The organism is Brasilonema sennae CENA114 (genome assembly GCF_006968745.1).
Classification (GTDB): Bacteria; Cyanobacteriota; Cyanobacteriia; order Cyanobacteriales; family Nostocaceae; genus Brasilonema; species Brasilonema sennae.
Window position 1 is genome coordinate 6,758,834 of record NZ_CP030118.1, and the last position, 18,558, is coordinate 6,777,391.

Annotated in this window: 10 protein-coding genes; 5 read left to right on the top strand and 5 right to left on the bottom strand. The window is 45.0% G+C overall.

The features are described from left to right. Positions 1 to 17: 17 nt before the first annotated feature. From DP114_RS28145 to DP114_RS28165, 5 genes are all read right to left on the bottom strand, one after another. Positions 18 to 1,619 carry a sensor histidine kinase gene (locus DP114_RS28145; RefSeq protein WP_171977691.1) on the bottom strand — a complete coding sequence of 534 codons (1,602 nt, stop codon included), beginning with the start codon at positions 1,617 to 1,619 and terminating at the stop codon, positions 18 to 20. Positions 1,620 to 2,083: 464 nt separating this feature from the next. After that, positions 2,084 to 2,476 (bottom strand): hypothetical protein, encoded by a 393-nt coding sequence (locus DP114_RS28150; RefSeq protein ID WP_171975132.1) that lies wholly within the window; start codon positions 2,474 to 2,476, stop codon positions 2,084 to 2,086. Between the two features lie 155 nt (positions 2,477 to 2,631). Further along, positions 2,632 to 3,711 carry an LOG family protein gene (locus DP114_RS28155; RefSeq protein ID WP_171977692.1) on the bottom strand — a complete coding sequence of 360 codons (1,080 nt, stop codon included), beginning with the start codon at positions 3,709 to 3,711 and terminating at the stop codon, positions 2,632 to 2,634. A gap of 528 nt (positions 3,712 to 4,239) precedes the next feature. Then, a complete protein-coding gene (trxA, locus tag DP114_RS28160) occupies positions 4,240 to 4,563 on the bottom strand; it encodes a thioredoxin (RefSeq protein ID WP_169263361.1) in 324 nt (107 codons plus the stop codon). 392 nt (positions 4,564 to 4,955) lie between these two features. Next, positions 4,956 to 6,119 carry a GuaB3 family IMP dehydrogenase-related protein gene (locus DP114_RS28165; protein ID WP_171977693.1) on the bottom strand — a complete coding sequence of 388 codons (1,164 nt, stop codon included), beginning with the start codon at positions 6,117 to 6,119 and terminating at the stop codon, positions 4,956 to 4,958. A 369-nt stretch (positions 6,120 to 6,488) separates the two neighbouring features. Here DP114_RS28165 and DP114_RS28170 point away from each other — a divergent pair, with 369 nt between their 5' ends. The 5 genes from DP114_RS28170 to DP114_RS28190 all read left to right on the top strand — a co-directional run bounded on the left by DP114_RS28170 (position 6,489) and on the right by DP114_RS28190 (position 18,555). Next, positions 6,489 to 6,938 (top strand): hypothetical protein, encoded by a 450-nt coding sequence (locus DP114_RS28170; RefSeq protein WP_169263359.1) that lies wholly within the window; start codon positions 6,489 to 6,491, stop codon positions 6,936 to 6,938. A 45-nt stretch (positions 6,939 to 6,983) separates the two neighbouring features. After that, the gene (locus DP114_RS28175; protein WP_172195321.1) at positions 6,984 to 12,656 is read left to right on the top strand and encodes an NB-ARC domain-containing protein; all 5,673 of its coding nucleotides are present in this window, start codon (positions 6,984 to 6,986) and stop codon (positions 12,654 to 12,656) included. Positions 12,657 to 13,068: 412 nt separating this feature from the next. Beyond that, complete coding sequence (locus DP114_RS28180; RefSeq protein ID WP_171977695.1) at positions 13,069 to 15,609, top strand: endonuclease MutS2; 2,541 nt, start codon at positions 13,069 to 13,071, stop codon at positions 15,607 to 15,609. A gap of 447 nt (positions 15,610 to 16,056) precedes the next feature. Continuing rightward, positions 16,057 to 16,662, top strand: a complete 606-nt coding sequence (locus DP114_RS28185; RefSeq protein WP_169263356.1) for a DUF3038 domain-containing protein — start codon at positions 16,057 to 16,059, stop codon at positions 16,660 to 16,662. Between the two features lie 87 nt (positions 16,663 to 16,749). Then, a complete protein-coding gene (locus DP114_RS28190) occupies positions 16,750 to 18,555 on the top strand; it encodes a DUF4335 domain-containing protein (protein WP_171977696.1) in 1,806 nt (601 codons plus the stop codon). Positions 18,556 to 18,558: the final 3 nt, after the last annotated feature.

The following is an 18,558-nucleotide window of genomic DNA, read 5'->3' on the forward strand; positions in this document are numbered from 1 at the left end:
CGTTCCCTCTTAAAAATTTATGAACGACTAATTGGAATTTCAATAAAAAATTCTGCACCTTGTCCAGGTACTGACTGACAATATAGCTTCCCACCATGCTTGTCTACTATAATCTGGTAACTGATAGATAGCCCAAGTCCTATACCTTTACCCACAGGTTTAGTAGTAAAGAAAGGGTCAAATAGCTTGGAACGAATTTTTTCTGGAATACCAGGACCATTGTCAATAATTTGGATTCCAATCCAGTTTTTTGAAATCACCTCAGTGCGAATACGAATATAATTGGGGTTAGCTTTGATTTCATCAGATGTGCGCTGTAAGTTGTACTCATCTAGAGCTTCAATTGCATTGGCAACGATGTTCATAAATACCTGATTCAGTAAACCAGGGTTGCACTCGATCAGCGGCAAAAAACCATACTCTTTAATAATAGAAATTTCAAAATGTGTTTCGGTTACCTTAAGGCGGTGGTGCAAAATCATTAATGTACTATCAATACCTTCATGAATATCAACTGTCTTTAGAGCAGCCTCATCTAAGCGAGAAAATGTCTGAAGAGATTTAACTATTTCCTGAATCCGTTCTGTTCCCATCTTCATAGATTTGACCAATTGATTAAAATCTTGTTTCAAGTAATCCAAATCCATCGCATCGATTTCAGTTTGAACTACTTGTGAAAGATTGGGATACTCTTGCTGATATAGTTCCACGACTTTTAGTAAGTTTTGGGTGTATTCCTCAGCGTAGATAAGATTGCCAGAAACAAAAGTGATGGGATTGTTAATTTCATGGGCAATACCAGCCATCATCTGACCCAAACTAGACATTTTTTCAGTTTGAATCAGTTGTACTTGAGTTTGTTGCAGTTTTTGTAGCGTTTGTTGTAGTTGGATATTTTTTCGTTTTAATTCCTTTGTCCTTCTAGCTACTCTAATTTCCAATTCTTGATTAGTTTTTTCTAATGCTGCTTGAGAAAAATTTCGATCTTTTAAGTATTCTTTTAAGAATCGTAATACCATAAGCCATGCTGGAATGAGCATTACTAAACTAAAAAATGATGCAAAATTTGACCAAAATAGTTTATTGCGATATTCAGCAATGTTTTCCTCCAACTGATGCGAAATAGTAAGGTCTCTTTTACCAACAATTTCAGCATATGAGCGTTTTTTTTGTTTATATTCTTGACTTGATAATATTGCTTGTGCTGCTTGGCTTTGACCTTTCTTTACTAAATAAAAAGATTGATATTCCATTGCAACTAAACGCTGATTTACATCATAAATTTTTTTGAAATCATCATTTTCATATACTTTTTGAACTAGTTGAATTGATTCCTGAATCGCAACATTTAGTTTTGGTTCAAATTGATGATACCGTTGTTCCCAAATCCGATCACCTGTAGCAGCATTCATACTTGCTGACATGGTTAAAACTTCATCAAAATAGGTAATTTCCTCATTGATAATTTTTAGTCTGAATTCAGTTTTGATAATACTGTTGAAGTTGTAGTATGCTTCCCAACTGATCCAAGTATGAGGCAAAAATAATAACAATGTCAGCACTACTGTTACAGTTACTACTTGAGATGGAATAAATCTCAATTTAGAGTATAAGTACATTTTTATGCTGCTTCTATAAATGTTTTAGAATCAGGATAAAATCAAAATAAAAAGTAAAACTTTATTTAGATTAATATCAAGTTTGCTTAATCGCTTATCAATCGCACATACACTCCAACTACCCGCAAGCATATGCGTAGTGTCTTTGCAGAAGATAACGACTCAGTAATTTCTCCTAACCACAAAATACTACAGCAGAACGCAACTGGGTATGACGTAGATTACAGAATGTCGTGGCTTTTTGTGGGAATAAGCGACAGCAAAATTCTGATAAAAAGCTAGGAGAGTGTCAAAAGTTATCACCCACTTTTAAGAAACACAGGGGTGTAAGGGTGTAAGGGTGTAAGGGTGTAGGGGTGTAGGGGAGCCAGTACTGCAGGAGGATCTCCCTCCGTAGGTATCTGGCGTGAAAAGAGTGTTTTTTTCATTCGTAGCGGGTGATGAGCCAAAGAGTGCGCCTGCTCCTAAGAAAGCAGGGGGCGCTTAGCAAGGGGAGCCAGTGCTGCAGGCTGTGCACTGAGCGTGGTCGTTGTGAGGGTTTCCCGACAGAGGCGACTGGTGAACCCGGAGGGAGCCAGTGCTGCAGGAGAGTTTCCCTCACGCTTGTTCTGGCGTTGGGGTTCCCGAGGACAGTTGCGAGGAGGGGAGCCAGTGCGTTGCGGAGCCAGTGCTGATAGCGTTTGCGTAGCGCCCCCTTCGGGGCTAGCGTGTCCGCAGGACATAGACGGGTTTCCCGTCGCAGGCATCTGGTGAGACCAGCGCTGCAGGAGGGTCTCCCTCCGTAGGCGACTGGCGAACCCGAAGGGCGTTGGGGTTCCCGAGCCACTGCGTTGGGCGGCTGTGCCGACTTGAAGCATGTGGCGTCCCGTTGTAGCACCTGGCGTTTTCCCTCCAGGGCAAACTGTCCGTCCCGTTGTAGCACAAGCGCGTGAACAGGGGAAGCAACAGAAGTGCTTTCTTCAATGCTTAATGAGCACCCGCTATGTACGAAACTTGATATTATCCAAACCCCCTACTTCCTTTCTGGATGCGCCTTTTCTTCTGCTGAAGGAGTCCCCATGCGGTTAATCACTGCGATCAGTTGGTACAACCGCCCTAAATCTCTTTGATTGAAGTACAAAACCAGACGCGGTAGCTCAAACGTCTCATCTTGAGCTTCTTGCGGTAAAGCCTGACTTTTTTCAATGCGTCCTGTCACAAGAATGTCGCTGAAATCAGCATTGAGTTGTTCTACCTCAGCATCGGATAACTCTGCTTTGAGACGGATCACCAAGAGGCGATCGCCCACGTAGCGGCTAGAGTGATAAACTTGGTAAAAACTGGTAATAGCATTGCAAGCGACATCCAAGTTGTCTGTCACCGTGTAAAGACTTGGGTCATCAGGACTAACCAGACCTTTTTGCACTAGTTGTTTGTCAATATATTCGCTCCAGGATCGCCAATAATCGCCACCAGGGTGGTCAATTAATACTAAAGGTACTGGACCAAACTTACCTGTCTGGCTCAAAGTCATGCACTCAAAAGCTTCGTCTTGAGTGCCAAAACCACCTGGAAACAAAGCTATGGCATCACTCTCCTTGAGGAGAAACAGCTTCCGCGTGAAGAAATATTTAAAGTGAATCAGCTTAGGATCTCCCTCAATAATCGGGTTTGCCTGTTGCTCAAAGGGCAGCTGAATGTTTAAGCCAAAAGAATTTTCCCGTCCAGCACCTTCGTTACCTGCTTGCATAATTCCGCCACCGCCACCTGTCATCACCATAAATCCTAATCGACAGACATCGCGAGCAAATTCATACGCCATGCGATATTCTGGTGTTTCTGGCGATAAGCGAGCCGAACCAAAAATAGCGACTTTGCGAACATGTCGGTAAGCATAAAACAGCTGGAAACCGCGCTCCATATCTGTTAATGAAGATGACAATATTTTCCAATCGAGGCGCTCAATTTCTTCACTCTTGTGAGCCAAACGCACTATAGTAGCTAGTGCCTGGATAATATACTGCCGATGCTTTGACATCGGTAAGTCTTCAAATAATTTAGCGATATCCGCTTGAAGAGACTCTAATGTGTCAAACGACGCAGATGAGGTCATGAGAACTGCTGCCAAAATGGCATTACATTTTATCTAAATTTGATCTGGAATGATAAATTGTTACCCGGAGTCCAAAGTCTAAAGTTTTTTGACTATTGACTTTTCGGTATTTTTCGACTACAATAAGCACCTTTTGTTAAAGATAATCCAAGGCGCTGTTGACAGCTATCGTCGCCAACCTATAGACAAGATTGCAAAAGTTAGTTTTGCACTTCTTGGGGAAAGGGGAAAGGTTTTTTATATTCTTTGCTCCTTACCCTGCAACTGACACGAAGTTTTATCTTGATGAGAGCAAACGGTTCGATATGTGGTTATATTTGCAACAGACGCAGCAAAGTACATCCCTACAATAATTTAACATTTATTTTATAAATAACTGCTGACAACAAACAAACTCGCCAAACATTGGCTAAACCTAAAAGTTCATAAATTTATGGAGAGGCGATTGTCGCCCCTCCACTGTTTACAAATCTTTACTTTAGGCTGTTTTAAATCAAAAACTCTGTAGCAGTTTTCCGGCGGTTGTGTTCAAAGATATTTTTCCAAAGTGTTAGATAGTGTAGTTTTCGGTACAGCACCGACCACCATATCAACTTTTTGCCCACCTTTAAAAATCATTAATGTGGGAATGCTGCGAATGCCATACTGGCTGGCAACATTCGGATTTTCATCGGTGTTAAGTTTCACTACCTTAACTTGGTCTTTGTACTGGATAGCAATTTCATCGACAACAGGACCAACCATCCGGCAAGGCCCGCACCAGGGTGCCCAAAAGTCAACTAAAACAGGAATTGCGCTATCGAGTACTTCCTGTTTAAAGGTAGAGTCTGTAACTTGATCGCCTTCTGACATGCCTATAAACCTTCGCCTATTAATATGTTAGACTTTGCTGAAAATTCTACCATAGCAAAAACCACTGCTAAGCAGTGGTACACAGACTTTTGCATATGGATTTTGAACTATTGAAAAATAATTTAATTATTAAGGAACCGCCCGAAGCATGTCCGGGCGGAGTGTGGTGTGAGGAGTGAACGGAAACATGCGTCTCCGCTATCTCTATTCTAGGCGACATATGCGATTTTTCCAGTAAGAGTTTAAGAGTCGAGAAAAATTTCATTAACTTATCCCCCAGCTGTAATAGTATCACTCCGTTTGACTATTACAGCCGGGGGATTTGTGAGTTGTTAATGGTTGGCACTATAAAACAGAGTTTCGGTGCGGTTTAGCCAGTGGTGAGATACCCTTCATTTACCCATACCTAATTGTTGTGCTTTTTGATAAACTTTACCTTCGGTTAACAAAGAAGGAGCAATCACAACTTCCACTTGTTGCATTTCTTTAATATTTTTTGCCCCCAAAGTGCCCATACTCGTTTTCAAGGCTCCCAAAAGATTATGAGTTCCGTCATCAAGCTGTGCTGGTCCAGTGAGGATTTGCTCTAGGGTACCAGTGGTGCTGACACGAATGCGCGTACCACGTGGCAAGACTGGACTGGGAGTTGCCATCCCCCAATGATATCCCCGTCCGGGAGCTTCAGCAGCTCTGGCAAAGGGAGAACCAATCATCACTCCATCTGCACCACAAGCAATGCACTTACAGATGTCGCCACCCGTGATTAAACCCCCATCAGCAATCACTGGAATGTATTTGCCAGTTTCTTGGTAATAATCATCCCGTGCGGCTGCACAGTCGGCGATCGCCGTTGCTTGTGGTACACCTACACCCAGCACACCACGAGAGGTACACGCTGCGCCAGGACCAATTCCTACCAGTACGGCTGCTGCGCCTGCTTTGAGCAAATTGAGCGTTACCTCATAAGTTACGCAATTTCCCAATATCACTGGTATTGGCATTTCTTGACAAAACTTTGCCAAATCGAGTGGTATAACAGATTCTGGAGAAAGGTGTGCAGTAGAAACCACTGTTGCTTGTATAAAGAATAAATCAGCACCAGCTTTTGCCACTACAGAACCAAATTTGCTTGCTCCTACGGGAGTCGCACTCACGGCGGCGATACCACCTTGTTGTTTAATTTCTCTGATTCGTTGTTCAATTAATTCTGCTTTTATCGGTTCAGCATAAAGTTCTTGCATCAAGGGAACAAATTCTTCTTTGCCGACAGAGGCAATACGGTCTAAAATTGGCTCTGGATTTGCATAGCGAGTGTAAATTCCTTCTAAGTTCAAAACACCCAATGCTCCTAGCTGTGACAAAAGCACAGCCATACGCACATCTACTACGCTATCCATCGCACTGGCAATAATTGGGATTTTGCGCTCAATATTGCCGATACACCACTGAGTGTCAGCCAAACTTGGATCGAGTGTTCCATTACCGGGGGCGAGAGCAATTTCATCTATACCGTAGGCCCTGCGAGCTGTTTTTCCCCGCCCAATTTGAATATCCACGCTTGATGCTCCCAAATCTGTTTTAGATAGGGTATCAAAATTATGGGGGGATTTGCAGGGGTTTTTTGGATGAAACCGCACTAAGCAACAGAGAACGCAGACGACAAGAGATAAACACAGTTGCAATCGTCTGTCAAATATTTTATCAAGTAAATCTCATAAGGCTTTCGGCTTTAGCGTAACTTTCTGCACGGTTACTCATTTAAATTCGTAGCCACTGGTAGCGTTAAATACAAAGTTAGTCTCAGAAGCGATCGCCAGAAAAAATTAGTCAATTCAAGTGCTTATCCTGACATTAAATTTAAGTAATGCTACGATAATATTTTTGAACTAACTAGTCTTGTACCTATTCAAACTCAGAGTCAGCAAATGGATATAGTAACTTTGACGACTTTCTTAACCCCATTTTTACCGTACCTACTGAAAGTAGGAGAGAAAGCAGCTGAAGAAACTGGTAAGGAACTGGGTAAAGGGTTTGGTGCTAATGCTTGGGAAAAAGCTAAGGCTTTGTGGACTAAGCTGCTACCAAAGATAGAGACAAAGCCAATGGCAAAAGGTGCGGCTCAAGAATTGGCTAGTTCTCCTGATGATTCAGATGCAAAAGAAACACTCCAGAAGCAACTCAAGAAATTGCTTGATGAAGATAAAAATTTGGCTGCTGAAATTGCCCGGTTGATGCAGGAAGATTCGGAGGCAATTTCTAAAGTTGTGAATAGCTTTAATCAAACAATATCTGGGAATGACAACACAGTCCAGAATACTGCGGGTGATGGGAATAAAGTTTTTGGCAGAGTCGGAGATGGTGCAACTATCAATTAAGTAAAAAAGCTAACTCAAAAAGCTAAAAGATAGGAAGTTAAAACAGTGCGGAAAAGACGCTTGAAAAGGTTATGGAAGCGGATAATACTTTTTCTGTCCAAGTTAGCTGGCTTTTTGAGAGGGAATCGTCGGAGATTAAAACGTAAGCGACATTCTCAGGTTGAACAACCAGTTTTAGGTAACTCACAAAAGGCTGAAGCTTCTGTAACCAGTTTAGCTCCCCATATTCAGTCTCAGGTTGAACAAACAATTTCAGGCAACGAAAATGTTCTCCAAAACATCAAGGGCAACAACAATATTAATGTTGGTGGGGTAGAAGGCAGCCTCACGATTAATTATCGTCGCCCAATTGACAGACCTTTTCAAGCACCGAGTTTACCTGCCAATTTTGTTGATCGCCCAGTTACTGTAAAAATCAAAACTCGTTTACTGGCAAATACATCTTCTGCTGGTGCTTTGCTCATCAGTGCCATTCACGGCTTAGGGGGCATTGGCAAGACAACTTTAGTTACTGCCCTTGCCCATGATCAAGATATCCAAAAACGTTTTTCTGGTGGTGTGCTTTGGGCAACTTTGGGACAACAACCAGATATTATCTCGCTGCTGAGTAGCTGGGTGCAAGCCTTGGGAGACAATGAATTTCGTGCCATTAATGTAGAGGCAACTTCAGCCCATTTGCGAAGCTTACTACGTGATAAGGCAGTTTTACTGGTAGTTGATGATGCTTGGGAACCAGATAAAGTTAAACCCTTTATGGTAGCAAGTTCCCAATCCCAGCTATTAATCACTTCTCGGCGTGCTGATGTGGCTGATGGTGTAGGTGCTTCTTTGCAACAATTGAATTTGATGACGCCACAAGAATCTCTGGAATTACTTTCTAAGTCTTTAGAACGAGAAATAGAAGAAGTAGAGAAACAAGAGGCTTTGAGAGTAGCCCAGACTGTGGGATACCTACCCATCGCACTGAATTTGGTAGCAGCAAGAATTAAATGGGGAATGACATGGGTGAAGCTGGAAACGGCTTTTAAACAAGAGGTTGCAAACTTAAAAGTCTTATACGGGGCGCGTCAAGAAAACTCTTTAGAAGCAACTTTTAATTTGAGCCTGAAAGCTTTGCGGGAGTATGACGAACAAGCTTGGAAAAATTTTATTTGGTTGGGGGTTTTACCAGAGGATGTAACAATAGCCGCACCAATGGCAGTGACACTCTGGGATCTGGAATCTCAGGATGAAGCTGATGAGCGTTTAGAGCTACTTTGGAATGATGCCTTACTTCAATCTGATTCACCTGTATTTGTCGGGGGTGTTGAGTGGAAAGGCTACAGGATACATGACTTATTGCATGATGTAGCTCGTAGTCGATTAATGAAATCTCCGCCTACGGGAATGGGTTTGAATTTACTTGATGTTCACAGCCAACTGTTAGAACGGTATCGGCAAAAGACTCAAAAAAACCTTTGGCATACCCTACCTAATGATGGCTACATTCATCAGCATTTACTTTGGCATTTGGAAAAAGCTGAACGGGTAGAAGAAATTCACTCCTTATTGCGGGAGGAGTCACAGACAACAAGCAATGGCTGGTTTGAAGCGCGGGAGAAATTAGGACAAACTGCGGGTTACATCACAGATATTTCTCGTGCTTGGGAATTAGCAGAAGCGAATTGGAATGAATCAATTCTGCCCCAAGTTGTAGGTTTGCAGTGTCGCTATGCTTTGATAACTGCTTCCTTGAATAGTTTGGCAGGTAATTTACCAGTAGAACTGCTGGTTGCATTAGTCAAAAATAATTTTTGGAATCCTGAACAAGGATTAGCTTACGCCCTGAAAAACCCAGAGCCAAACCAGAAAGTCTACTCGTTGATAGGACTAGTTAACTATTTGCCGCCAAATCTTCAAGAACTAGCACTGCAAAAAGCCCTCGCTGCTGCCAGCGAAATTCAGGATGAGAGCGATCACGCCGAAGCTTTGAGTGCTTTAGCACAGAAACTGCCAAGCGAGTTGTTGTCACAAGTCCTCGCTGCTGCCAGAGAAATTCAGTCTCAGGAGTATCGCGCCAAAGTTTTGAGTGCTTTAGCACAGAAACTGCCAAGCGAGTTGTTGTCACAAGTCCTCGCTGCTGCCAGAGAAATTCAGTCTCAGGAGTATCGCGCCAAAGTTTTGAGTGCTTTAGCACAGAAACTGCCAAGCGAGTTGTTGTCACAAGTCCTCGCTGCTGCCAGAGAAATTCAGTCTCAGGAGTATCGCGCCAAAGTTTTGAGTGCTTTAGCACAGAAACTGCCAAGCGAGTTGTTGTCACAAGTCCTCGCTGCTGCCAGAGAAATTCAGTCTCAGGAGTATCGCGCCAAAGTTTTGAGTGCTTTAGCACAGAAACTGCCAAGCGAGTTGTTGTCACAAGTCCTCGCTGCTGCCAGAGAAATTCAGTCTCAGGAGTATCGCGCCAAAGTTTTGAGTGCTTTAGCACAGAAACTGCCAAGCGAGTTGTTGTCACAAGTCCTCGCTGCTGCCAGAGAAATTCAGTCTCAGGAGTATCGCGCCAAAGTTTTGAGTGCTTTAGCACAGAAACTGCCAAGCGAGTTGTTGTCACAAGTCCTCGCTGCTGCCAGAGAAATTCAGTCTCAGGAGTATCGCGCCAAAGTTTTGAGTGCCTTAGCACAGAAACTGCCAAGCGAGTTGTTGCCACAAGCACTTGCTGCTGCCAGGGAAATTCAGGATGAGTATCATCGCGCCAAAGTTTTGAGTGCCTTAGCACAGAAACTGCCAAGCGAGTTGTTGTCACAAGTCCTCGCTGCTGCCAGGGAAATTCAGGATAAGTATTATCGCGCCCATGCTTTGAGTCATTTAGCACAGAAACTGCCAAGCGAGTTGTTGCCACAAGCACTCGCTGCTGCCAGGGAAATTCAGAATGAGTATTATCGCCTCCATGCTTTGAGTCATTTAGCACAGAAACTGCCAAGCGAGTTGTTGCCACAAGCACTTGCTGGTGCTAGGGAAATTCAGAATAAGTATTATCGTGCCGAAGCCTTGAGTGCCTTAGCACAGGATCTGCCAGAAGTTTTGCCAGAAGCCCTCGCTGCTGCCAGGGAGATTCAGGCTCACAGCTATCGTGCCTATGCTTTGAGTCATTTAGCACAGATACTGCCAGAAGTTTTGCCAGAAGCCCTCGCTGCTGCCAGGGCTGCTGCCAGGGAGATTCAGGATGAGAGCGATCGCGCCAAAGCTTTGAGTGCCTTAGCACAGGAACTGCCAGAAGTTTTGCCAGAAGCCCTCGCTGCTGCCAGGGAGATTCAGTATGAGTCTGCTCGTGCCGAAGCTTTGAGTGCTTTAGCTTACAAACTGCCAAGCGAGTTGTTGCCACAAGCCCTCGGTGCTGCCAGGCAGATTCAGGATGAGAGCGATCGCGCCAAAGTTTTGAGTGCCATACTACAGAAACTGCCAAGCGAGTTGTTGCCACAAGCCCTCGCTGCTGCTAGGGAAATTCAGAATAAGTATTATCGCGCCAAAGTTTTGAGTGCCTTAGCACAAGAACTGCCAGAAGTTTTGCCAGAAGCGCTAGCTCCTGCCAGGAAAATTCAGGATGAGTCTGCTCGTGCCGAAGCCTTGAGTGCTTTAGCACAGAAACTGCCAGAAGTTTTGCCAGAAGCCCTCGCTGCTGCCAGAGAGATTCAGGATGAGTCTAATCGCGCCAATGCCTTGAGTGCCTTAGCACAGAAACTACCAAGCGAGTTGTTGCCAGAAGCCCTCGCTGCTGCTAGGGAAATTCAGTATGAGTCTGCTCGTGCCAAAGCTTTGAGTGCTTTAGCACAGAAACTGCCAGAAGTTTTGCCAGAAGCCCTCGCTGCTGCCAGGAAAATTCAGTATGAGTCTGTTCGTGCCGAAGCTTTGAGTGCTTTAGCACAGGATCTGCCAGAAGTTTTGCCAGAAGCCCTCGCTGCTGCCAGGAAAATTCAGTATGAGTCTGCTCGTGCCGAAGCTTTGAGTGCTTTAGCACAGAAACTGCCAAGCGAGTTGTTGCCAGAAGCGCTAGCTGCTGCCAGGCAGATTCAGTATGATGATTATCGCGCCAAAGCTTTGAGTGCCTTAGTATACAAACTACCAAGCGAGTTGTTGCCAGAAGCGCTAGCTGCTGCCAGGCAGATTCAGGATCACAGGTATCGCGCCGAAGCCTTGAGTGCCTTAGTATACAAACTACCAAGCGAGTTGTTGCCAGAAGCGCTAGCTGCTGCCAGGCAGATTCAGGATCACAGGTATCGCGCCGAAGCCTTGAGTGCCTTAGTATACAAACTACCAAGCGAGTTGTTGCCAGAAGCGCTAGCTGCTGCCAGGCAGATTCAGGATCACAGGTATCGCGCCGAAGCCTTGAGTGCCTTAGTATACAAACTACCAAGCGAGTTGTTGCCAGAAGCGCTAGCTGCTGCCAGGCAGATTCAGGATCACAGGTATCGCGCCGAAGCCTTGAGTGCCTTAGTATACAAACTACCAAGCGAGTTGTTGCCAGAAGCGCTAGCTGCTGCCAGGCAGATTCAGGATCACAGGTATCGCGCCGAAGCCTTGAGTGCCTTAGTATACAAACTACCAAGCGAGTTGTTGCCAGAAGCGCTAGCTGCTGCCAGGCAGATTCAGGATCACAGGTATCGCGCCGAAGCCTTGAGTGCCTTAGTATACAAACTACCAAGCGAGTTGTTGCCAGAAGCGCTAGCTGCTGCCAGGCAGATTCAGGATCACAGGTATCGCGCCGAAGCCTTGAGTGCCTTAGTATACAAACTACCAAGCGAGTTGTTGCCAGAAGCGCTAGCTGCTGCCAGGCAGATTCAGGATCACAGGTATCGTGCCTATACTTTGAGTGCTTTAGCTTACAAACTGCCAAGCGAGTTGTTGCCAGAAGCGCTAGCTGCTGCCAGGCAGATTCAGGATCACAGGTATCGTGCCAATGCTTTGAGTGCTTTAGCACAGATACTGCTAGAAGTTTTGCCAGAAGCGCTCGCTGCTGCCAGGCAGATTCAGGATCACAGCGATCGTGTCTATGTTTTGAGTGCCTTAGCACAGAAACTGCCACAAGTTTTGCCAGAAGCGCTCGCTGCTGCCAGGCAGATTCAGGATCACAGCGATCGTGCCAATGCTTTGAGTGCTTTAGCACAGAAACTGCCAAGCGAGTTGTTGCCAGAAGCGCTCGCTGCTGCCAGAGAAATTCAGTCTCAGGAGTATCGCGCCAAAGTTTTGAGTGCTTTAGCACAGAAACTGCCAAGCGAGTTGTTGCCAGAAGCGCTCGCTGCTGCCAGGCAGATTCAGGATCACAGGTATCGTGGCTATGTTTTGAGTGCTTTAGCACAGAAATTGCCAAGCGAGTTGTTGCCAGAAGCGCTCGCTGCTACCAGGGAAATTCAGGATCAGAGGTATCGCGCCAATATTTTGAGTGCCTTAGCTGACAAACTGCCAAGCGAGTTGTTGCCACAAGCCCTCGCTGCTGCCAGGGAAATTCAGTCTGACCAGAATCGTGCCAATGCCTTGAGTGCCTTAGCTTCCGGTTTGTCACAAATGCCATCTACTAAACTTTTTCCCATCTGGCGAGATACACTTCATGAGTTATCTCTTCGCACTCGCCCTAATTTACTGGAAAATATCAAGGCATTGTTTCCAGTTATCTTTGCATTAGGTGGTGAAGCAGCAACGACAGAACTTGCCCGTGCGATTGTGGATGTGGCGCGATGGTGGCGGTAACTAGGGGTGTAGGGGAATAGGGGTGTAGGGGTGTAGGGGAAGTAGGGGAAGTTAAGAGAATGGTAGGTTGGGTAGAGCGGAGCGCGAAACCCAACAAACGTTTGATATTGTTGGGTTTCGTTCCTCAAACGCCAGACTTGCCTAGGTCGGGAAAGCCGTCATTCGCGCTGGCTCCCCAACCTACGCCAGTATTAGTTTTTAGCTTTATCTGAACTCTATTGGCTTCAAACCGATCAACGGGAGTGGGTATACATTATTACACCCTTACACTCTTATTTATTGACAATATTCATATTTTGTGGTTCAACGCATGAAAGCCCAGTTCGTTGCTCAATTTCAGCCGCAAAGGTTAAGCCGCTTAGAGAACAGAATTGTTACAATAATTTTAGAACCCATGTCAGATTAGCAGTCCTTGATCCAATCTGAAACTCTAGAATTACTTGAATGGTCACGCCTGTGCCAGCATTTGTCTACCTTCGCGGCAACAAAGCTGGGGACTATTGCTGCACGCCATCTACAAATTCCTGGCTCGCAATCCCAAAGTGAGCAGTTGTTAGCACAAACAAAAGAAATTTACGAACTGGAAAACCGCCTAGGTACGGGGCTTTCGTTTGATGGAATCCAAGATATTGGTGATTCCCTAGAACGCGCCGAACTGCAAGGAATTTTGCAGGGAGATGAATTGCTGGCGATCGCCACCACTCTTGCAGGCACCAGAAATGTACGTCGTGTAATCGACAAGCACCCAGATTTAACAGTACTCAATGATTTAATTACTGATTTACGGACTTATCCAGAATTAGAACAAGAAATTCACAGATGTATTGACGAAAGGGGTCAAGTCACTGATCGCGCCAGCCAAAAACTTGGTGAAGTTCGCACTTCCTTACGGCAATCACGCAGTCAAATCACCCAAAAACTGCAAAATATCTTACAGGTAAAAGCGAATGCCGTCCAAGAACAGATCATTACTCAAAGGGGCGATCGCTTTGTTATTCCCGTAAAAGCGCCTCAAAAAGACGCCATACCCGGTATTGTCCACGATACTTCCACCAGCGGTGCAACATTGTATGTGGAACCGAATTCTATCGTCCCAATGGGAAACCAGTTGCGGCAGTTGCTCAGAAGAGAGCAAATAGAAGAAGAAGCAATTCGTCGTACATTAACAGAGCAAGTCGCAGCTGTAAAGCCAGATTTGGAACAGTTGTTAGCAATTGTTACTACCTTGGACTTGGCATTGGCAAAAGCGCGTTATAGTTTGTGGTTAAAAGCAAATCCTCCACGCTTCATTAACCGAGACGAAAACGAAACCATTACCTTACGGAAGTTACGTCATCCGCTTTTGGAGTGGCAGCATTACCACGAGCAAGGACATTCCGTAATTCCCGTTGATTTGCTGGTTCAGCCGCAAATACGAGTCGTCACAATTACCGGACCAAATACTGGCGGAAAAACTGTGACGTTGAAAACCCTAGCTTTGGCAGCATTGATGGCGAAAGTCGGCTTATATGTGCCTGCACGGGAACCAGTGGAATTGCCGTGGTTTGATAAGGTGCTGGCAGATATAGGTGATGAACAATCCCTCCAGCAAAGTTTATCGACTTTTTCTGGTCACATCCGCCGCATTAGTCGGATTTTATCAGCGCTAGACGAAGCTTCTAAAGTAGGGGAAGTAGGGGAAGTAGGGGAAGATGGGGAGGTAGGGGAAGATGGCGAGGTAGGGGAAGATGGGGGAGAAAAAGAGTTAATGTACATTAATTTTACTCCCCCTACTTCCACTGCTCCCTCCACTCCCCCTACTCCTCCTCTCCCCCCGTCCTCCCTAATCCTCCTCGACGAAGTGGGTGCAGGAACAGACCCCGTTGAAGGAAGTGCTTTGGCAATATCGCTCCTACAATATCTCGCAGACCATGCTCTGTTGACAATTGCGACCACTCACTTTGGTGAACTCAAAGCGCTAAAATACGAAGATGACCGATTTGAAAATGCTTCTGTAGAATTTGACGAAAGTACTCTTTCACCAACTTACCGTCTACTTTGGGGAATTCCAGGACGTTCCAACGCCTTAACAATTGCCCAACGCCTGGGGTTGAAATTAGCAGTTGTGGAAAGTGCGAAAACGCAACTGGGAGGAGCAACCGATGAAGTCAATCAGGTGATTGCTGGGTTGGAAGCGCAACGCCGCCGTCAGGAAACCAAAGCAGAACAAGCACAGGATTTGTTGCAGCAAGCGGAACGTTTATACAAAGAAGTATCCGAAAAAGCCACAGCATTGCAGGAAAGAGAGCGTGCTTTGCGTGTCTCTCAGGAGGTAGCAGTGCAGCAGGCGATCGCCCAAGCCAAAGGCGAAATAGCTCAAGTGATTCGCCGCTTGCAGCAAGGTAAACCAACAGGACAAGATGCTCAAAGCGCAACAAAAGCTTTAGGAGAGATAGCTAGTAAATTTATACCAGAGCCTCCTCCCAAACCGAAGGTGGGATTTGTTCCCAAGGTGGGCGATCGCATCCGTATACCCAAACTCGGGCAAACAGCAGAAGTCTTAACCGCCCCAGATGAGGATAGAGAGTTGACTGTCCGCTTCGGAATCATGAAGATGACGGTGAAACTAGAAGACGTAGAATCTTTAGATGGTCAAAAAGTTGAACCAGTTGTCAAGGAAGCGACGAGGAGCAAACCAGAGCCAAAAATCACAACCTTGCCAGAAACTCCTGCAATTCGCACGTCTAAAAATACGGTAGATATACGCGGACGTAGAGTAGCGGATGCGGAAATCATTTTAGACAAAGCAATTTCAGAAGCTACAGGGCCAATATGGATTATTCACGGACATGGCACGGGTAAGCTACGGCAAGGAATTCACGCTTTCTTAAAGCAACATCCAAGAGTCAGCCGTTATGAAGCAGCAGAACAAGCTGATGGCGGTACTGGTGTGACAATTGCTTACATAGGTTAAAACTAAAATCACAAAACAGAGAAACCCCTTCGGGTTCGCCAGTCGCCTGCGGAGGGAAACCCTCCCGCAGCGCTGGTCTCACCGGTTTTTGAAAAAATCCGGGTTTTTCTTGTGATAGACAGTATAACTAAAAGAATCACCAGTGAACAATTGGGCTATTTTGAACAGCGATTGGATACTAGGGATGATCTATATGCCAATGTTCATTGTTACTAAAAAATAAAAAAAGTTATTTGTGTTTGACAGATAAAGCACAATTGATTAAGATTATACTTTTTTCAAAACAGTTTTTCATCATAGAGTTAAGACAAAGACCTCTGCTGTTCACCAAAGTAATAGAAGCTGTAGCTCCCGGCTTCGGCTGATACTGATTGGAAACCAACCTTAATCCTTAAGATCTGGTTTCAAAATGGGTAACAGCACCAGCCCTCACTAGCCTGATCACCTATGCTAAAAGTTATGCACTCTGCCGCCGATTCACCCGCTCCGACTTCTCAGTGGGAGGATTTAATAAAGCTTCCAGCCCCAAACTCAGTTCATTGGGACAATATCAAAACTCAGCTGGACTTAGTGCTGTTAGCTTTAGAAACATTGACTGGCATTGGCTCCGAAGCAATGCTACAAGCGGCAATTAGTCTGAATTTAGAGTCAAGAGTGCCAGACCGTGTAGCGTTATGGCGACTGCGCCAATCAAATCCGCTACGTAAAGGTCAAGGAGGACGAAAAAAACTAGATGTGGAGGAAGCTAGGGCACTTGTTCTGATTACTTGTTACCTTACCAAACAACACCAAGAATTAATTCGCCGTGCTGTTGGTCTTTTAGAACAAATGGCGGAAGACAACCGCGAACCTCATCAGGCTGCTTTACTTGGAGATTATATTGATACTTTCTGCAACACTTATCAAGAGCGGATGGAGGAAGATGCAACAATCTCCACTAATGAATTAACCCACCTTGCACTAAAACTGCTTATAGATTTACTTTTTTACAGTAGTCCTGGTGGACATCGCCGTCTGTGGCTAGCACTTATCGACCGTTCAACCAAATTCTAGATTTGAGATTTGAGATTGTGTGATCAAAAATCAAAAATCAAAAATCAAAAATCAAAAATCAAAAATATCCTGCTCGCAGTTCCTGCCATGCCTGTATCAAATTCTGTGATCCGTCGGTATACACCGCCCACCTGCACGCTAGAAGTCTTAGCGCAGAGTTCAGCTTTGTCTCAGTGGATGGGTAAATCCGTCCTCAAGCAGCTACAGTTTGAACTTCGCTTTGATGATCCGCGATTGCCAGAGGAAAAGAGAATCGCAATTAGAGGCGACAGCGACCAGCTCGAGACTTTGTGTGCAGTAGTGACAGGTTACGTCCAAGAATTCCTGGAAATGTCTCCTGAAAGGTTTTGGACAAATTTCTCAGATACAAACTTTTCAGGAACACAAGACGTAACTGTAGTATCTGATCAGACTGAACAAACAAATTTTTACAACCCCCCTTCACAAAAAATTCCTACGAGAAACTCCTTTACTCACCCAAGCGATGCAGATATAAAAATCAAGCCTAGCGATCACTTAACTCACAATTTGTTTCTTGGTTCTTTAGCAAATCCAGCATCTGGCCCGGTGATTCAACTGAGTCTGCTGCAATTATTCGATTTAGCAACAGCCTTGGATGAATATTCTGCTGATGTCGTGGCGCTACCAAATCTCACACCTCGTTCTACAAGGAGGAGTGGCATACCCGCTTGGGCACCTGTTGCAGCAGTTCTAGTCATAGCTGTGGGTTTAGCACCAGTAACTTGGCAGTATGCTAACCGTGTCAGACAACAGCAGACAGCCAAAAAACCAACTTCGACAGAACAAAAGATTGCTCTACAAACCCCGCCTTCACAGGACTTGTCCGCATCTACTGCTGTTCCTACACTCCCTCCCTCAAGTAGTAGTTTATCTTCCCCGCCACTACCACCCTTTGGATCTACCTTAGGAGTCCCCAATTCCAAAGCTTCTCCATCGATCGCTCAAACATTGCCTAGTGTACCTGTTACACCTCAAACATCTGTAAAGTCCACATTCCCTTCTGTTGCTCAAACATTTCCTAGTATTGGGAATGTCGCCAAAGCACCTCTAACACCTTTAGGAAATCCGTTGAGCATACCTGGAACAACAAATCCACCTGGTGGAACAACAAAAACTCCAAGCATCTCAACCTTTCCACAAAACACAGCACCAAAACAAGAAATAGCTCTTCAACCCAAATTACAGCCTAACACCACAGCATTAACGTCGAAGAGTGAGCTTCCTTCTACATTGGCTCAAAAAAATTCGACACCTAACAATTTGCCTAGCACAAATAACACCTCCAGCACCCCAACAGGAGCCTCACTCCTACGGGGTACTTCCCCCAAAGACGCTACGCGAATAGCAGCAGATCCTGGGAAAAATTTCCCCAACGGACAGGCAATCCAAGATGGGGAAACCTCATCACTTGGAACTTCACCTTTGTCAAGCACAAGTGCCAGCCGTGAGCCAGTTTCCTCACAACCAGGCACATCTACACCAAGTGGTACTGATGCATTAATTTCTAGATTGCGGCAAGCTCGCGCAAACAGGGCTAATATTCCTACAGAAGTTGCTACTAATAGTACAACTCGTGGAGCCACGTTGTTTGACACACCTCAAGTATCTGAAGCTAGAGACGCACTAAAAAAACGCTGGCAACCGCCTTCTGGGTTGAAACAAAGCATTGAGTACAGTTTGTCAGTGGGTGTTGATGGCACAATTGAGCGAATTTTACCGATGGGAAAAGCTGCAAGAGATTATGTAGATCGTACAGGAATGCCTCTAATTGGTGAACCTTTCGTTTCTCCTAATAAAAATGGACAATCAGTAAGAATCAGAGCTATTTTTCGTCCTGACGGCAAGGTGCAGACTTTTTCAGAAACTGAGTAACTC